17 protein-coding genes are annotated in these 17,176 nt (G+C 68.4%); 9 read left to right on the top strand and 8 right to left on the bottom strand.

The genetic code is table 11. The features are described 5' to 3' along the window. The first annotated feature begins 19 nt into the window (after positions 1-19). The 4 genes from LCM15_RS14770 (at position 20) to LCM15_RS14785 (ending at position 3,920) form a co-directional block, all read left to right on the top strand. Positions 20-1,192, top strand: a complete 1,173-nt coding sequence (locus LCM15_RS14770) for a M24 family metallopeptidase (protein ID WP_224857727.1) — start codon at positions 20-22, stop codon at positions 1,190-1,192. A gap of 11 nt (positions 1,193-1,203) precedes the next feature. Next, positions 1,204-2,997 carry a gamma-glutamyltransferase family protein gene (locus tag LCM15_RS14775; protein ID WP_224857729.1) on the top strand — a complete coding sequence of 598 codons (1,794 nt, stop codon included), beginning with the start codon at positions 1,204-1,206 and terminating at the stop codon, positions 2,995-2,997. 13 nt (positions 2,998-3,010) lie between these two features. Beyond that, on the top strand, positions 3,011-3,364 hold the full coding sequence (locus LCM15_RS14780; protein WP_224857731.1) for a RidA family protein: 354 nt from the start codon (positions 3,011-3,013) through the stop codon (positions 3,362-3,364). A 211-nt stretch (positions 3,365-3,575) separates the two neighbouring features. Continuing rightward, complete coding sequence (locus LCM15_RS14785; RefSeq protein WP_224857733.1) at positions 3,576-3,920, top strand: hypothetical protein; 345 nt, start codon at positions 3,576-3,578, stop codon at positions 3,918-3,920. A 33-nt stretch (positions 3,921-3,953) separates the two neighbouring features. On the opposite strand, the gene LCM15_RS14790 is transcribed toward LCM15_RS14785, so the two are convergent. From LCM15_RS14790 to LCM15_RS14800, 3 genes are read right to left on the bottom strand one after another with little or no spacing between them, the layout of a single operon-like run. Then, on the bottom strand, positions 3,954-4,613 hold the full coding sequence (locus LCM15_RS14790) for an SOS response-associated peptidase (protein WP_224857735.1): 660 nt from the start codon (positions 4,611-4,613) through the stop codon (positions 3,954-3,956). Positions 4,614-4,626: 13 nt separating this feature from the next. Beyond that, on the bottom strand, positions 4,627-5,235 hold the full coding sequence (locus LCM15_RS14795) for an enoyl-CoA hydratase/isomerase family protein (protein WP_224857737.1): 609 nt from the start codon (positions 5,233-5,235) through the stop codon (positions 4,627-4,629). Beyond that, positions 5,232-5,981, bottom strand: coding sequence for an SDR family oxidoreductase (locus LCM15_RS14800; protein WP_224857738.1), 750 nt, complete (start codon positions 5,979-5,981; stop codon positions 5,232-5,234). The genes LCM15_RS14795 and LCM15_RS14800 overlap by 4 nt, the downstream gene beginning before the upstream one ends. A 134-nt stretch (positions 5,982-6,115) precedes the next feature. Between LCM15_RS14800 and LCM15_RS14805 the strand changes: the two genes are divergently transcribed. Next, positions 6,116-7,639 (top strand): DUF2125 domain-containing protein, encoded by a 1,524-nt coding sequence (locus LCM15_RS14805; RefSeq protein WP_224857739.1) that lies wholly within the window; start codon positions 6,116-6,118, stop codon positions 7,637-7,639. Between the two features lie 303 nt (positions 7,640-7,942). Here the strand turns inward: LCM15_RS14805 and LCM15_RS14810 are convergent, their stop codons facing one another. Both LCM15_RS14810 and LCM15_RS14815 read right to left on the bottom strand, forming a co-directional pair. Next, complete coding sequence (locus LCM15_RS14810) at positions 7,943-8,962, bottom strand: LLM class flavin-dependent oxidoreductase (RefSeq protein WP_224857740.1); 1,020 nt, start codon at positions 8,960-8,962, stop codon at positions 7,943-7,945. A gap of 180 nt (positions 8,963-9,142) precedes the next feature. Then, positions 9,143-10,396 (bottom strand): UbiH/UbiF/VisC/COQ6 family ubiquinone biosynthesis hydroxylase, encoded by a 1,254-nt coding sequence (locus LCM15_RS14815; protein ID WP_224857741.1) that lies wholly within the window; start codon positions 10,394-10,396, stop codon positions 9,143-9,145. Between the two features lie 51 nt (positions 10,397-10,447). Here LCM15_RS14815 and LCM15_RS14820 point away from each other — a divergent pair, with 51 nt between their 5' ends. Then, entirely contained in the window at positions 10,448-11,776 is a 1,329-nt protein-coding gene (locus LCM15_RS14820) for an amidase (protein ID WP_224857742.1), read from the top strand. A 120-nt stretch (positions 11,777-11,896) separates the two neighbouring features. On the opposite strand, the gene LCM15_RS14825 is transcribed toward LCM15_RS14820, so the two are convergent. Then, positions 11,897-12,775, bottom strand: coding sequence for a mechanosensitive ion channel family protein (locus LCM15_RS14825; RefSeq protein WP_224857745.1), 879 nt, complete (start codon positions 12,773-12,775; stop codon positions 11,897-11,899). A 152-nt stretch (positions 12,776-12,927) separates the two neighbouring features. On the opposite strand from LCM15_RS14825, the gene map reads away from it, so the two are divergent. Next, positions 12,928-13,776, top strand: a complete 849-nt coding sequence (map, locus tag LCM15_RS14830) for a type I methionyl aminopeptidase (protein WP_224857747.1) — start codon at positions 12,928-12,930, stop codon at positions 13,774-13,776. A 487-nt stretch (positions 13,777-14,263) separates the two neighbouring features. Here the strand turns inward: map and rsmD are convergent, their stop codons facing one another. Next, positions 14,264-14,821 (bottom strand): 16S rRNA (guanine(966)-N(2))-methyltransferase RsmD, encoded by a 558-nt coding sequence (gene rsmD / locus LCM15_RS14835; protein WP_224857749.1) that lies wholly within the window; start codon positions 14,819-14,821, stop codon positions 14,264-14,266. Further along, a complete protein-coding gene (locus tag LCM15_RS14840; RefSeq protein ID WP_224857751.1) occupies positions 14,818-16,026 on the bottom strand; it encodes an NAD(P)/FAD-dependent oxidoreductase in 1,209 nt (402 codons plus the stop codon). The genes rsmD and LCM15_RS14840 overlap by 4 nt, the downstream gene beginning before the upstream one ends. A gap of 87 nt (positions 16,027-16,113) precedes the next feature. On the opposite strand from LCM15_RS14840, the gene LCM15_RS14845 reads away from it, so the two are divergent. Together LCM15_RS14845 and LCM15_RS14850 are read left to right on the top strand one after the other, a co-directional pair. Next, positions 16,114-16,602: a peroxiredoxin gene (locus tag LCM15_RS14845; RefSeq protein WP_224857753.1), complete on the top strand. Its 489-nt coding sequence runs from the start codon at positions 16,114-16,116 to the stop codon at positions 16,600-16,602. A 19-nt stretch (positions 16,603-16,621) separates the two neighbouring features. Further along, positions 16,622-17,158, top strand: a complete 537-nt coding sequence (locus LCM15_RS14850; protein WP_224857755.1) for a hypothetical protein — start codon at positions 16,622-16,624, stop codon at positions 17,156-17,158. The last annotated feature ends 18 nt before the right edge of the window (positions 17,159-17,176 follow it).

Below are 17,176 nucleotides of genomic sequence, written 5' to 3' on the forward strand. Positions count from 1 at the left end.
CCGACCTCCGGAGACGCCGATGCCCCTGCTTTTCGATACCGACGAATACCGCGCCCGCGTGGCCCGGACACAGGCCGCCATGCGAAACCGGGGGATCGACGTGCTGCTGGTCTCGAACCCGGCGAACCAGTTCTACCTGACGGGCTATGACGGCTGGTCCTTCTACACGCCGCAGATGGTGGTGGTCTCGGTCGATGCCGAGGAGCCGTTCTGGTTCGGTCGCAAGATGGACGCGGTGGGCGCCAAGTTCACCGCCTACCTGCGCGAAGACAACGTCATCCCCTATCCCGACGAATATGTCGGCAGTGATGAGCTGCACCCGATGGACTACCTCGTCGAGTTGCTGAAGGAGAAGGGCTGGGACAAGGGCCGCATCGCCGCCGAGCAGGACGATTACTACTACACCGCCAAGTGGAACCGCATCCTGGTGCAGGGCCTTGGACAGGGCGAGTTCAAGGACGGCTTCCTGCTGGTCAACCGCGTGCGCATGGTGAAATCCCCGCGCGAGCTCGAGTACATGTCGCAGGCCGGTCAGATCGCCACGCTGGCGATGGACAGCGCCCGTCGGCTCTGCAGGCCCGGCGTGCGGCAATGCGACGTGATGGCCGAGCTCTACCGCGTCACCACATCCGGAACACCCGAGTTCGGCGGCACCTTCCCCTGCAAGCCGCCCAACGCCATGGTGGGCGAGATCGCCTCGGCCCCGCACCTTAGCTGGACCGACGCGCCGCTCGAAGAGGGCGAGGTCTTCTATATCGAGATGGGCGGCATCCGGCACCGCTATCATTCGCCGCTGTCGCGCTGCGTGCATGTGGGGGACCCGCCCGCCGCGCTGGTCGAGACCACCAAGGTGATCCGCGAGGGGCTCGAGGCGGCGCTCGACGTGGTGAGACCGGGCATCGAGTGTCAGGTGATGGCCCATGCCTGGGAGGCGGTGATCCGCCGCCACGGCATCGAGAAGGACAGCCGCATCGGCTATCCGGTTGGCATCGGTTTCCCGCCCACATGGGGCGAGCTGACCTGTTCGCTGCGCGCCGGCGACACCACGGTGATGGAGGAGAACATGACCTTTCACTGTATCCCGGCGCTGTGGCTCGAGAATTACGGCCTCGTGGTGAGCGAGACCTTCGCGGTGACCGAGGGCGGGGCGCGCTGCTTCGCCAACTGCCCGCGCGAACTTCTGACCGCCTGAGGAGGGCAGACATGGCAGGCTTCACGACACGGCCCGAGATCCGCGGCACCTTCGGCATGGTGACCTCGACCCACTGGATTGCCTCGGCGGTCGGCATGGCGATCCTCGAGAAGGGCGGCAACGCGTTCGACGCCGCGGTGGCCACGGGCTTCGTCCTGCAGGTGGTCGAGCCGCATCTCAACGGGCCGGCGGGCGATCTGCCGGTGCTGTTCCACTCGGCGCGCGACGGGAAGCCCGGCGTGCTTTGCGCGCAGGGGGTGGCACCCGCCGCCGCCAGCATCGAGGCGATGCGGGCCGCGGGCATCGATGGGCTGATCCCCGGCTCGGGGCTGCTCGCCACCGTGGTGCCCGGCGCCTTCGACGGCTGGCTCCTGCTCCTGCGCGATCACGGCAGCATGGAGCTGTCTGAGGTTCTGGCGCCGGCCATCGGCTATCTCTCTGACGGTCACCCGATGCTGGCATCGGTGGCCGGGGCCATCGCAGGGCTCGAGCGTTTCTTCGCGGCGCACTGGCCCAGCTCGCACGCCGTGTGGTGCCCGGACGGCGCCGCGCCCGGGGCGCTGGCGCTGTTCCGCAACCCCGACCTCGCCGCGACGTACCGGCGGCTTGTCGAGGCCGCCCGGGGCGACACCCGCGTCGCTCGGATCGACGCCGCCCGCGCCGCGTGGCGCGACGGCTTCGTGGCCGACGCCATCGCCGATTACCTCGGCGATGCAAAGGTGATGGACGTGACCGGGGAGCGCCACGGCGCGTTGCTCACGCGCGCGGACCTGGCCGGCTGGGAGGCCTCCTACGAGGCCCCGGCCAGCGTCGCGTACCACGGCTGGACGGTCTGCAAGACGGGCCCGTGGGGGCAGGGACCGGTGCTGTTGCAGGCGCTGCAGATCCTGAAGAATTTCGACCTTTCGGCGATGGACCCGCTGGGCGAGGAATTCGCCCACACGGTGATCGAGGCGATCAAGCTCGCCTGGGCCGACCGCGAGGCCTATTACGGCGACCCCGATCACTACGACATCCCGCTCGAGACCCTGCTCTCCGAACGCTACGGGCGCGAGCGCGCGGCGCTGATCACGGACGAGGCATCGCAGGAACAGCGACCGGGGCGCATTCCAGGGCACGAGGCGCTGGCCGACGCCGCCATCGCCCGCGCCGCGCGGCGCATCGACGTGATGACGGACCCGGCCACCGGCGAGCCGACCATGGCGCACCTGACCGACACGAGGGGCGACACGGTGCATCTCGACATCGTCGACCGCTGGGGCAACATGGTCTCGGCCACGCCTTCGGGCGGCTGGCTGCAGTCGAGCCCGGTGGTGCCGGGGCTGGGCTTCCCGCTCAACAGCCGGGCGCAGATGTTCTGGCTCGACGAAGGTCTGCCCGCGTCGCTGACACCGGGCGCCCGGCCACGCACCACGCTGACGCCCTCCATCGCCTACGGGCCGAAGGGCGAGATCCTGTCCTTCGGCACACCCGGTGGCGACCAGCAGGACCAGTGGCAGCTGGTCTGGTTCCTGCGCTTCGTGCATCACGGCTTCGACCTGCAGCAGGGCATCGACGCGCCGCTGTTCCATTCGCAGCATTTCCAGACCTCGTTCTACCCGCGCGAGGCCAAGCCGGGCACGATGATGATCGAGGCCAGCATCGGCCCGGTGGTGATCGAGGCGCTGAAGGCGCGCGGCCATGACGTGGTGGTGGCCGAGCCCAACAGCGTCGGGCGGCTCACTGTCGCGCTGCGCCACGGCGACGGGATGCTGCAGGCGGCGGCGACGCCGCGCCTGATGCAGGCCTATGCGATCGGACGTTGAGAGAGGACAAGCGATGAGCGACATTACCCGCGTGCGCGGCCCCTACACGGGGCGCAATTCCGGCACCGCCTTCAACGGCGTGGGCTGGGCGGTGGCGACCACCCAGATCGAGACCGACGGCGTGCACGACCAGACCGCCAGCACGCTGGCCCGGATCGACGAGATCCTGACCGAGATGGGCAGCGACAGGACCCGCATCCTCAGCGCCACGGTCTACCTCACCGACATCGCCACCAAGGATGAGATGGACCGCGCCTGGTGCGACTGGATCGGCGCGGACCCGCAGCACTGGCCGCAGCGCGCCTGTGTCGAGACCGGGCTGGCCGCCGGACACCGGGTCGAGATCGTGGTGGTCGCGGCGCTCTGATCCCTGCCCGAGGGGGGGAGAGGTGAAAGGCGCGTGGCAGAGCCGATTGCCCCGGCGCTGCCTGCGATGCCCGGAACCGCGTCCCGCCGCGCTGACCTGACCGCGGTCGCGCGGATTGTCGCGAACCGCCAAACTGTTGCCCGAATCCTCGCATAGCTCCGGCGTAGGCCACGCGGTGGGGCCGACATGGTGTGTGTGAAGGAGTGGTAACATGCTGCGCAAATCCGGACTTCTGGCCCTGACCCTGGGTCTTCTCGCGGCGCCTCTCTCGGCGAGGGAGCATTCCGTCCTTCTGATGGGGCAGGGCTATTTCCCCAGCGAGGTTTATCCGGTGATCGGAGACACCGTGACGTTCGAGAACAGCTCGATCGTGGCAATGTCGGCCACCGCCTCGGACGGCAGCTGGGACACCGGCGTGTTGGAACCCGGCGAGAGCTACACGCTCGAGGTGACCGAGGGCATGACCCAAAGCTTCGGCGACACCGTGAACGAGGGCAGCATCGCCACGGGCCTCATCGCCTATGAACCGGCGCAAGCGGGCGACGCTCAGAACTGAGGCCGCCATCGCGCCCTCAGGCGCGCGCCGGTCTCAGATCGGTTCAATGAGCTGCGGGCCGCTGGCACGGTTCGAGTTCACCTCCCGGTCGACCCGGTGAAAGCGCAGCGTGCCCTTGGGGGCGGGCTGCATCAGCGTGGCCGCGCCACGGCCATCCTCGCCCAGCCAGAGCGCCCAGTCCGAGGCCGCGAGGGTCACCGGCATCCGGTGGTGGATCTGCGTCATCTCGCCCGCGGCAGCGGTGGTGACGATGGCGCAGGTGCGCAGCATCTCGCCGTCGCGCTCCCAGTCCTGCCAGATGCCGGCGAAGGCCAGACAATCGTCCTTGGTGGGGTGGATGTACCACGGCAGACGGGCGTCGTCCTCGCCCTTGGTCCACTCGTAGAAGCCGCTTGCCGGGATCAGGCAGCGACGCTCGCGGCAGGCGGTGCGGAAGGCCGGCTTCTCGGCGATGGTCTCGGCGCGGGCGTTGATCAGCAGCGGCCCGTCGCTCGGCGTCTTGTACCAGTGCGGGATGAAGCCCCAGCGCATCGCGGAGAGGCTGCGGGTGCCGTCGCTGCTGCGTACCGTGTGCACGGTGTTGGTCGGGCAGACGTTGAAGTTGGGCACCTCCGGCAGGTCGTTGCCGGGCACCGCCTCGAAGATCTGCGCCATCGCCTCCTTGGCCAGCGTGATGGCGTAGCGCCCGCACATCGACGCGCGCCGCCTAGCGCACCAGCGCCTTGATGGCGCGGCTGTGCTCGGGCGTCTGGCCCAGCGTGTCCGCGGCCAGCGCGCGGGCCTCGGTCATCAGCGCGTCGGGCGCGACGATGCGGTCGATTAGGCCCCATTGCAGCGCCTCCTCCGCCGGGATCTTCTGTCCGGCCATGAGGATCATCTTGGCCCGCGACGGCCCCACCAGCGCTGCGAGGCGTGCGGGATCGGAGGGCTGCGGCAGAAAGCCCAGCTTCATCACCGGGTAGAAGAATTTTGCGCTCTCCACGGCGATGCGCAGGTCGCAGGCCAGCGCCATGCCCATGGCGCCGCCGGCCAGCGTGCCGTTGAGCGCGCAGATGGTCAGCCCGGGAAGCCGCGCGATGGCGCCGGACAGCCGCTCCCAGAGCGGCGAGGTGGCGAGCCCCGCGCGCGCCGCCTCGAGATCGGCTCCGGCGGAGAACACCTTGCCCACGCCGGTCAGCACCAGCACCTGCGCCTCGCGGGCGGCCTCGGCGATCTCGCAGAGCCGTTCGAGCATCTCGGGGGTGAGGGAGTTGGCCTTGTCGGGGCGGTCGATCACCGCGATCCAGTAGCCGTTATCCCTCTCGAGCGAAATCACGCCACGCCCACCTTGCGCCGGATCTCCTCGTCGCGCAGCGAGATCTCGTCGCCGAGGAAGCCGTCGGCCTCGGGGCCGCACATCCACAGAAGGGTCTTGGCGACCCATTCGGGCGGGATGTGATCGGACCAGTCGAGCTGGCTCACCGCGTTGATGCCGCTTCCCTTGATGGTGCGCTGCATCTCGGTCGCCACGGTGCCGGGCGACAGCGAGATCGCGCGGATGCCGCGGTTGCGGTATTCCTCGTCGGTGGCGCGGGTGACCATCAGCGCGCCGGCCTTGGAGGTGCAATAGGCCGACCAGCCCTCGAGCGGGCGGTGCGCCGCACCCGAGCCGATGGTCAGGATGGTGCCGCCACCGGCGGCAAGCATCCCCGGCAGCGCCGCGCGCATCCCGTGGAACACGCCCTTGAGGTTCACGTCGATGAGCGCGCCCCAGCTCTCGGGGTCGGCCTCGGCCAGAGGCGCGATGGGCTCGATCACGCCGGCGTTGTTGATCACGATGTCGAGAGATCCGAACGCTTTGTGGCAGTTTTCCACCGCCTGCTCGACCTCCCAGTAGCGCGAGATTTCGCAGGGAATGGCGACAGCCTTGGGGCCGATTTCGCCGGCCAGTTCGGCGATGGCGTCGCGGCTGCGCGCCACCAGAGCCACATTGGCGCCTGCCTCGGCGAAGGCGCGCACGGCGGCCGCGCCGATGCCGCGGCTGGCGCCGGTGATCAGGGCGGTTTTCCCCGTCAGATCCATGGGATGCCTCGTCATTTTCGATTCCACTCTTTGGTAAAGGCTGGAATACCCGCGGTCCAGCCTCTTGACCCCACGGACGACGGGGCAGAAGTAGGCTACATTGATTTGAAGAACTCGAACGAAAGGGTTGATCCATGCGTGTCTCCAATTTTGCCTTGGCCGCCGCGAGCGCGGCGATCCTCGCCGCTCCGCCGGCATGGGCCGATGTGACAGCCGATCAGGTTTGGGCCGACCTCGAGGCCTATCTCACCAGCTTTGGCTACGAGGTGACGGCAGAGGAAAGCCGCTCCGGGAATACGCTGACGCTAACCGAGATGACCCTGCGCAAGCCTCTCCCCGAGGACGAGGGCGAGGTGACCTTCGTGATCGAGCAGCTGGCGCTGCGCGATCAGGGCGACGGCACCGTGGCGCTCGATATGCCGACCACCATGCCCGTGCAGGTCAACGTCGCCCCGTCCGATGACAAGTCCGTCGACATGACCCTCGACTATACGCTCGAGGACATGGAGATGATCATCGCCGGCGAGCCCGACGACATGACCTATGTCTACAGCGCAAGCTCGCTGGCGCTGGTCCTGAGCGATCTGGTCATCGATGGCGAGGCGGTGTCGCGCGACGACATGGCAGGCCAGCTCAGCGCCGGCCCCGTCGATGGCGAGACCCGCGTTTCCCTGGCCGACGGGATGCGCGAGATCCACCAGCAGCTTTCGCTCGGTACGGTGAGCTACGACTTTACCGGCGGCGACCCCGAGGGCGACGACGAGGGGATGATCACCGGCACGCTGGAAGGCGTGAGCTCGGACGCCACCACCGAACTGCCGCAGGACGTGAGCACCGACAACCCCAGCGAACTGCTGCAAGCCGGCATGATGGTCGACGGGGCCATTCGCTACACCGCCGGGCAGTCGCGCTTCGCCATGACCGAGGGTGGCAACACCACCTCGGGCGAAACCTCGAGCAAGGGCGGCAGCTTCGCGATGAAGATGTCGCAGGAGTCCCTCGATTACGACGTGCGCTCGATGGGCGTGAACATCGATGTCACCTCGCCCGACATGCCCCTGCCGATCTCGGCCCAGATGGATGAAATGCGGCTGCATTTCCTGACGCCGGTCGGCGCATCCGAGGAGCCGGTCGATGCGGCGGTGAACCTGACCCTCGCGGGCTTCACCACCTCTGACATGATCTGGTCGATCTTCGATCCGAAGGGCATCCTGCCGCGCGACCCGGCGACGGTGGTGATCGATCTGGCCGGCAAGGTCACGCCCAAGGTCGATATCCTCGATCCCAAGCAGATGGAGTCGCTCGACGGGTCGACCCCTCCGGGTGAGCTGAACGCGCTGACGCTCAACAACCTCACCATCGATGCGGCGGGTGCGCAGATCACCGGTCAGGGCGACTTTACCTTCGACAACACCGATCTGCAGAGCTTTGACGGAATGCCGCGTCCCGAGGGCGTGCTGAACCTGCAGATGAGCGGCGCGAACGGCCTGATCGACAAGCTGATCGAGATGGGCTTCGTCAGCGAGCAGGACGCGATGGGCGCGCGGATGATGATGAGCATGTTCGCCGTGCCGGGATCCGAGCCCGACACGCTGACCTCGAAGATCGAGGTCAACGAGCAGGGCCACGTGCTCGCCAACGGCCAGCGCATCAAGTAAGCGGCTGCGCTCTCAAAAGGTCAAGGAGGCCGGTCCGCTTTGCGGGCCGGCCTTTGCTTTTGTGCAGGCAGGGCACGCGGCGCCACGCCCTGTGGGAAACGGTGCTGCAGGGGGTCTTCGGCAGGACCGTATGACGGGCCGGCGGTTGTGCGCCCTGAGCCTGTCCTGCCGCTTCTGCGGCGCAGGTCGGGCGCGCCAGTCCCTGCGCCGCGCGCGGCGCAGGTTTGCGGTTGAGGGACAGGCCCCTTTCCCCCGATTTTGCGCCGCGTTCAAACCGCGCACGGTCGAGTGCCGTCCCCCGGCTCAGCGCCAGCCAAGCGCCGGGGCCACCTCGGTCAGGATGGTCTCGATCACGTGGGCGTTGTAGTCGACACCCAGCATGTTCGGCACCGTGAGCAGCAGGGTGTCGGCCTCGGCAATCGCCTCGTCCCGCTTCAGCTGCTCGATGAGCCGGTCCGGCTCGTCGGCATAGCCGCGCCCGAAGATCGAGCGCTGCTGCTCGATGAAGCCTACCTGATCGGTCTCCTTGCCGCCGCGCCCGAAATACATGCGGTCGGTGTCGTTGGTGATGGCAAAGATCGACCGGCTCACCGAGGTGCGCGGGGTGTGGGTGTGCCCGGCCTCTTTCCACGCCGCCTTGTAGGCCCGCAGCTGATCGGCCTGCTGAACGTGGAACGGCTCGCCGGTCTCGTCATCCTTCAGCGTCGAGCTTTGCAGGTGCATCCCGAGCTTGGCCGCCCATTCCGCCGTGGCATTCGAGCCGGCGCCCCACCAGATCCGGTCGCGCAGACCCTCGGAGTGCGGCTCTAGCCGCAGCAGGCCCGGCGGGTTGGGGAACATCGGGCGCGGGTTCGGCTCGGCAAAGCCCTTGCCCTCGAGCAGGTCGAGGAAGACCTGCGTGTGGCGCCGCGCCATGTCGGCCGGGCTTTCGCCCTCGGCGGGGCGGTAGCCGAAATGCTTCCAGCCGTCGATCACCTGCTCCGGCGAGCCGCGCGACAGGCCAAGCTGCAGCCGCCCGCCGGCGATCAGGTCCGCCGCGCCGGCATCCTCGGCCATGTAGAAGGGGTTCTCGTAGCGCATGTCGATCACGCCGGTGCCGATCTCGATCTTCGAGGTGCGCGCGCCTACGGCGGCGAGAAGCGGGAAGGGCGAGGCGAGCTGCCGGGCGAAATGGTGCACTCGGAAATAGGCCCCGTCGAGCCCCAGCTCCTCGGCGGCCACGGCCAGCTCGATCGACTGGGTCAGCACGTCGGCGGCGGTCTTCACTTCGCTGCCCTGTGTGGGCGACCAGTGTCCGAAGGACAGAAATCCGATAGTCTTCATGGGAACGGCTCCTTGATCCGTCGCAGCGCGCTGCGCCAAAATGGGCTGGCAGGCTGCGCCTAAGTGGCGCGTCGGGCTCTGCCGCCCTTGTCGACGAGATAGGAACGCGGCCGCACGCCGCACAAGGGCGCCGAGGGTTCGCCTCGGCGCAGGATCTGTGCATCGCTGCGGGGTGCGCGCTCAGTCGCGCATCAGCTCCGGCAGGTCTCCGGTGATGCCGGCGGCCTCGCGGATGAAGCCCCGGCGCAGCCCGGGCACCGCATTGATCGCCGCCATGCCGAGATCGCGGCCAAGCCGCAGCAGCGCGTTGTCGTTCGAGAACAGCCGGTTGAACAGGTCCGTCGCCGCGGCCAGCGAGGCGGTGTCGAAGCGCCGCCATTGCTGGTAGCGCGCCAGCACCAGCGGCGAGGCGATGTCCTCTCCGCGCCGCTGCGCGTGGCTCAGCACATCCGCCAGCGCCGCCACGTCGCGCAGCCCGGCATTCAGGCCCTGTCCGGCGATCGGGTGCATTCCGTGCGCCGCATCCCCCACCAGCGCCAGCCGCTCGGCGATGAAGCTGTTGGCCAGCGTCAGGTTCAGCGGGTAGACGAAACGCTTGCCGGCGAGGGAGATCTCGCCGAGGAAGTCGCCGAACCGCGGACGCAGGACCTCGAGATAGTCCTCATCCGGCAGTGCGTTGATGGCGCGGGCCTGCGCGTCGGTCTCGCTCCAGACGATGGAACTGCGGTTGCCCGGCAGTGGCAGGATGGCCAGCGGCCCCGGCGGCATGAAGAACTGGTGCGCGACGCCGTGATGCGGGGCGTCATGGGCAATGGCGCAGACCAGCGCGGTCTGGCCGTAGCCCCAGCCGGTGCGCCGGATGCCGGCCCGAGCCGCCGTTCCGCTCTGCCGCCCGTCGGCGCCCACCAGCAGCCGCGCCCGCAGCGTTTCGCCGCTGGCCAGTGTGACGCTGATGCCGCCCGGGCCGGTGTGCTGCGCGATCACCGTCTCGCCGGCGCGCTGGTCGACGTGCGGGTTGGCCTCCATCGCCTCGAGCAGGGCGCGGCGCAGGTAGCGGTCCTCGACCATCTGGCCCATCGGGCCTTCCTCGATCTCGGCGCTGTCGAAATGCAGTCCGAGAAAAACCTGCGCATCGCCGACGCGCCCGTCGGTTACCTTGATCTCGCGCATCGGCTGGGCGTTGGGCTCCAGCCGCTCCCACAGCCCGAGATTGTCGAGCATCCGCACCGAGGACAGCGCCAGCGCATAGCCGCGCCCGTCGAAATCCTCCTGCGTGCGCGCCGCCTCGGGCAGGGCGTCGATGACGATGCTCTTCAGCCCGGCCGTCGCCGCCGCCAGAGCCAGGGCCGGGCCGTTCAGCCCTCCGCCCACGATGAGGATGTCGCAATCATGTTCCATGCCCGCAAATATGCGGCCCCGCGCGGGATTGTCCATGCGCTGCGCTGTCGCTACCACTGCCGCAACGGCAAAACAGGAGGGACGGAGATGAGCGATCTGACAGGCATGAGCGCGGCGGCGCTGGGGCAGGGTATCGGCGCGGGCGAGATCGACCCGGTGGCGCTCACGCAGGCGTTCCTCGACAAGATCGCCGCGCATCCGCTGTCGGACCGGATCTATGCCCGCCTGACACCCGAGCGGGCGCTGGCTGAGGCCCATGCCGCCCGCCGCCGCGCCGAACTCAAGCAGCGCCGCTCGCCGCTCGACGGGGTCCCGGTGAGCTGGAAGGATCTCTTCGACACCGCGGGCACCGCCACCGAGGCCGGCTCGAAGCTGCTCGAGGGCCGGGTGCCGGCGCGCGACGCCGCGGTGCTCGAGATGGCGACTGCGATGGGGCTGGTCTGCCTCGGCAAGACCCACATGTCCGAGCTGGCCTTCTCGGGCCTCGGCCTCAACCCGATGACCGCCACGGCGCCTTGCGTGAACGATCCCGAGGCCGTGGCCGGCGGGTCTTCCTCCGGCGCCGCCGCCTCGGTGGCCTTCGGGCTGGCCGCCGCCGCCATCGGCTCGGACACCGGCGGCTCAGTGCGCATCCCGGCCTGCTGGAACGATCTGGTGGGGCTCAAAACCACCGCGGGCCGGCTCTCCCTGCAAGGGGTGGTGCCCCTCGCGCAGACGTTCGACACTGTGGGCCCGCTCTGCCGGACCGTCGAGGATGCCGCGCTGACCCTCGCCGCGCTCGAGGGCCGCGCCGCCCCGGACCTGCGCGGCGCCTCGCTGAAGGGCCGGCGCTTCGCCCGGCTCACCACCATCGTGCTCGACGACATGAGCCCCGAACCCGCCGCCGCGCACGAAGACGCGCTCGACAGGCTCGCGGAGGCCGGTGCCGAGATCGTCGATCTCGACGTGCCCGAGGTCGCCATCCCGATGCAGGATGCGGGCATTCTCTACACCACCGAGGCCTGGGCCGCCTGGGGCGAGGCCATCGCGGCGGCGCCCGACAAAATGTTCGCGCCGATCCGCGAGCGCTTCGAGGGCGGCACGCCGGTCACCGGCGCCGCCTACCTGCGCGCGCTCGATCGCATGGAGGGCGCCCGCGCCGCCTATGCCCGCGCCACCGCCAGCTTCGACGCGGTGCTCTGCCCGACCGCGCCGATCCTGCCGCCGAACATCGACAAGCTGATGGAGCAGGGGGAGTATTACGTCACCGCCAACCTTCTGGCGCTGCGCAACACCCGCGTCGGCAACGTGATCGGCGGATGCGCGCTCAGCCTGCCCACCGGCACGCCCTCCTGTGGCCTGTCGCTGATGGCGCCGCCGATGCAGGAAGACCGCCTCCTGCGTCTCGGCATCGCCGTCGAGCGCGCCCTGGCCTGACATTTCCCGCCAGCAGACCGCGCCCGGCTCTTCTCTGGTTCGAAAATACCTCGGGGGAGGCGCGGCGCAGCCGCGTCGGGGGCAGCGCCCCCACCGCCATCTCCGCAAGAGTGCCGGGCGTTATTCCGCAGCGATGGCCCCGTCCTCGTCGCGCTCGACGACGAGCGTACGGGTCGGGAACGGGATGTCGACCCCGTGCTGGTCGAGCGCTTCCTTCACCTTGCGTTTCATGTCGGCCTGGTACTGGAAGAAATCGGCGCTATCGACCCAGACCCGGACGAGGAAATCGACCGAGCTGTCGCCAAGCCCGTTGACCTGGATGAACGGCTCGGGGTCGGATTTCGAGCGGTCGTCTGCCATGATGGTGCTCAGGATCACCTCTTCGGCGGTCTTGAGATTGGCCCCGTACCCGACCCCGAAGGTCCATTCGGCGCGACGGGTGGTGTAGACCGAGAAGTTCTCGATCACGTTGCCCCAGATCGAGGCGTTGGGCACGATCACCTGCGTATTGCTGAGGGAGGCCAGTTCGGTGGTGTTGAGGCTGATGTCCTTCACCGTGCCCATCTCGCCGGACACCTCGATGAAATCGCCCAGCTTGAAGGGGCGGAACATGATGATCATCACCCCGGCAGCGACGTTCGACAGGGTGCCCTGCAGCGCGAGACCGACCGCAAGACCGGCCGCGCCGAGGGCGGCAATGATCGAGGTCGTCTGGATGCCGAGCGTGTTGAGAACGATCAGTCCGGTGAAGATCAGCACGAGATAGCGGGCGATCTGGCCGAGGAAGCCGAACAGCGTGTCGTCGAGCCGCGGCCGGCGTTTCGAGATCGCGACCACGCGGCGCCGCACCCATCCGGCGATGACGAAGCCGATGATCAGGATCAGCAGGCCGCCGACGACGTTGCCGAGCAGCCCGGCGAGGAAATCCAGAGTCAGAACGTCCGACAGGGACGTGCCGTTGTAGATCTCGGTGTTCATGATGTCGTTGATGGGTTCCATGGTCCCTCGCGCATTGTTCCTGCAATAGGCCCCTTTCCTGACCCGCACACGGGCGGCGCGCAATAGCCTAGGGCGGTTCCGCCCGTCCCCTCTGGCAAAGCGGCGCGCGAGGGTTTAAGAAGAGGACTCGAATTCACACGGAGCGCGCAGCCTTGAGACATGACACTGGCGGCCGCCTCACCCGGGACGGCATCCGCATTTACGACCCCGAAGATTTCGCCGGCATGCAGGCCGCCGGCGCCGTCGCCGCGAAAATCCTCGACGACGTGGCGCCGCATGTGCGCCCGGGCCAGACCACGGGCGGGCTCGAAGAGGTGATCCGCGCCGCGGTCGAGGCCTCCGGCTCGACCTCTGCCACGATCGGCTACCGGGGCTATCAGCACGCCAGCTGCATCTCGGTCAACCACGTGGTCTGCCACGGCATTCCCGGCAGCAAGATCCCAAAGTGGAAGAACGACAGCCACGCCCGCAACGACGACACGCTGCTCGACGGGGACATTCTGAACATCGACGTGACGGTGATCGTGGATGGCTGGTACGGCGACACCAGCCGCATGTATGTGGCCGGCGAGCCCAAGCCCTACGCCCAGCGGCTGGTGCAGGTGACCCATGACGCGCTGATGATCGGCATCGAGCAGGTGAAGCCCGGCAACACCTTCGGCGACATCGGCCACGCGATCCAGAGCTACGTGGAAAGCCACCGCATGTCGGTGGTGCGGGATTTCTGCGGCCATGGGCTTGGGCGGGTGTTCCACGCGGCGCCCAACGTCCTGCATTACGGTCGCGCCGGCAGCGGCGCGCGGCTCGAGGAAGGCATGTTCTTCACCATCGAGCCGATGGTGAATCTCGGCCGCCCGGAAACCAAGGTGCTCAAGGACGAGTGGACCGCGATCACCCGCGACAAGTCGCTCTCGGCCCAGTTCGAGCACTCGGTGGGCGTCACCGCCGACGGGGTCGAGATCTTCACCCTGTCGCCCGGCGGCAAGTTCCACCCGACCTGAGAAGGGCGCTCTGTTTCCTGTGGCACCGGAATGAGTGCTTTAAATAGACAGAGGGGCTCTGTCCCCTGTCGCACCGGAGGTGCGCGCTTGAAATAGAGAGGGGGCGCTGCCCCCTCTTGGCCTGCGGCCAATTCACCCCAGAGGTATTTTTGAACCAAAGAAGCCATGAGCGCTGTGCCCCTGGCTTCTCTTCGTCGAAAATACTCCCGCCGGAGGCAGGCCGATCCGTGCCTCCCGCTCAGGTTGGCGGCAAGGGCGCGCCGGGGCCAGATCCCCGGCGGTTTCATGATGCCGCGAGTGGTGCCTGCGCTTGTGACACGGACGGTGCGCCAAGCGCGACGCGGACCGCAAGGGTTGGTGCGGCGCATGGCAGGTCGTTTGTCAGCCGGGAGTGACGCCTCTCCTGCGCAGCCGCGCTCTCACCAGGAAACAATGAGGCGACCAGGATGTCGGCGCGCGCGGTTTCCAAGCTGCCGGAGCTACTCGCTCAAGCGGCGCGGAGAACCGTGACGTGGGTGTCGCCGTAGCGGCGGGTGTCGAGGAGGGCGAAGCCTTCGGGGGCCGGTTGCGGTGCGCTTTCCTCCCAGACGATCAGGGCCTCGGGCGCGATCCAGCCGCCGGCGCGGGCGGCGCTCAGGGCACGGGCGCCCAGATCCTTGCCATAGGGCGGATCGAGGAAGACCAGATCGCAGGCAGCCTCGGCCGGGGGCAGGCGGGTGGCGTCCCGGGCGATGAGGCGCGCGCGATCGCCGCAGCCCAGCAGCCGGATGTTGTCGCGCAGCAGCGACTGCGCCTTGCGCCCGTCATCGACGAAGGTGCAGGTCTCGGCCCCGCGCGACAGGGCCTCGAGTCCCAGCGCCCCGGTGCCCGCGAAGAGATCGAGGACCCGAGCGCCCTCGAAAGGCTCGCCGAAGCGGCCCCCGCCCAGCATGTTGAACAGGCTCTCGCGCACGCGGTCGGTGGTCGGGCGCAGATGCGCCCGCGGGTCGCCCTTGCCGACCGAGGTGAGCGGCCGTCCGCGCCAGTCTCCGGCGATGATCCTCACGCTGTCAACAGGGCCTTGAGGTCGGTCCCGGGGTCGGTCACGGCCTCGGGGTCGGGGGATATTCCGGCCTCGATCAGGCGCTTGCCCACCATGTAGGCGCGCGGATCGTTCATCGCGTCGAGCGCCAGCAGCGTGGCACCGGCGTAATACCAGTGCGACACGGCATCGCCCGTCTTGCGCACCACCACCCGGTCGTAGCCCGCGTTGAGCCCGGCGATCTGCAGCTTGACGTCGTACTGATCCGACCAGAACCACGGCTTGGCCTCGTAGGCGCGCCCGACGCCCATGATGTTGTCGGCCACCGTCTCGGCCTGATCGATGGCGTTGCCGACGCTCTCGAGACGGATCTGTTCGCCGCGATAGGGGAAGGAGGCGCAGTCACCGGCGGCCCAGACGTTGGGCGCCGAGGTGCGACCCGTCGCGTCGGTGCGGATGCCGTTCTCGATGTCGATGCCGGCGGATTCCGCCAGCTCGAGCGCGGGCAGGATGCCGACGCCGGCGATCACGAAATCGACGTCGAGCGTGGTGCCGTCGGTGAGCTCGGCGGCGGAGACGTTGCCGTCCTCGCCGGTCAGCTTGCCGAGGCCCACGCCCTCGCGGATCTCGACGCCCTTCGCGCGGTGCAGCTCGCGGAAGTAATCGGCGGTCTCGGGGGCGGCGACGCGCTGCAGGATGCGCTCGGCCATCTCGACCAGCGTCACCCGGAGGCCGAGCTTGGCGGCCACCGCCGCCGCCTCGAGCCCGATATAGCCGCCGCCGACGATCAGCACGCTGGCGCCCTCGGTGAAGCGCGGCTTCATGGCATCGACATCGCCGATGCCGCGGACGCAGAACACGCCGTCGAGATCGCCGCCGATGGCATCGGGCAGGCGGCGCGGATGCGAGCCTGTGCAGAACACGAGGTCGTCATAGGAGATCTTGCGCCCGTCGGCGATGATCGCCTTGCCCTCGGTGTCGATGGCGGTGACCGGCGCGTTCAGGACCAGCTCGATGTTCTGCTCGTCGTAGAAGGCGCGGGGGCGCAGGAAGAGCCGCTCCTCCTCCATCTCGCCCAGCAGGTAGGCCTTGGACAGCGGCGGGCGCTGGTAGGGCGGCACCGGCTCCGCGCCGATCAGGGTGATTGCGCCCTCGAACCCCTTCGAGCGCAGCCGCGCCACCAGCGAGGCGCCTGCCTGGCCGCCCCCGATCACCACCACGTCGCCCATATGCCTGCCCCCGGATTTTGCATTTGCCTCTTCGCGCGCAGCCTATATCCCTGAGGCTGGAAAACGCAATCAAGGGAGACGCGCGACATGGCCATTTCCAAAGGGGATACGTTGCCGGACGCAACGCTGGTGCAGTTCGGCGAGAACGGACCGGAAGCGGTCGAGCTCGGTGAGAAGCTCAAGGGCCGCAAGGTGGTGATCTTCGCGGTGCCCGGCGCCTTCACCCCGACCTGCCACTCGGCGCATGTGCCGAGCTTCATCCGCACCAAGAACGACTTCGCCGAAAAGGGCGTCGACGAGATCATCTGCGTGTCGGTCAACGACCCCTTCGTGCTGAAGGCCTGGGGCGAGACGACCGGCGCCAGCGAGGCCGGCATCACCATGCTGGGCGATCCCGAGAGCGCCTTCACCAAGGCCATCGGCATGGACTTCACCGCGCCGCCCGCGGGCCTGATCGCCCGTTCGAAGCGCTATGCGATGCTGGTCGAGGACGGCACCGTCACGCTGCTGCACGCCGAGGCGAACCCCGGCGCGTGCGAGATTTCCGCCGGCGAGGGCCTGCTCGAGGCGATGTGATGCATGATGCGGGCGCAGTATGGCTGCGCCCGCACAGGCTGCTGGCGGGCGCAAAATGCGACGATACCCGAAAATAGCGCCCTATCACTGCGGCCCGTACCGCGTTGCTGGGATATTGCAGGATCCCGGAACGATCTACGGGGCGGGGTGCAACGCGGTCAGAACCGGGGAGATCGGAGTCCTAAACGGAGATCCCACGGCAAATCTCCTCAAGATCGCGCTGGAGGCCAACGGAATTCCGCTGGCTGAATATCTGCCAATGAATGCGGTGCCTTGGTACGATGCGCCGGCGAGCCGTGGTGCGGCTATCCTGAGAGAGGGGGCGCGGTTTAATCGGGATCTCTTGCTTGCGCACGAAGTGAAACTGGTGCTCCTGATGGGCACGCAGGCTCATCGGTGCGAACGCTACCTCGAGCTTCCGAGCGATGTGGTCACGCGGCGTCTACCCCACCCAGGACGGCTGGGGCTGATCAATTTCAGGGTGGACGGCGTGCGGATCGGTGCGGAACGGTCGCGAGAAGTTCTTATCTCGGGATTTCGCCCGGTCGAAACTTAGCGCGCTCCGCCCCGTTGC

It is taken from the genome of Salipiger bermudensis, assembly GCF_020171625.1.
Classification (GTDB): Bacteria; Pseudomonadota; Alphaproteobacteria; order Rhodobacterales; family Rhodobacteraceae; genus Salipiger; species Salipiger bermudensis_B.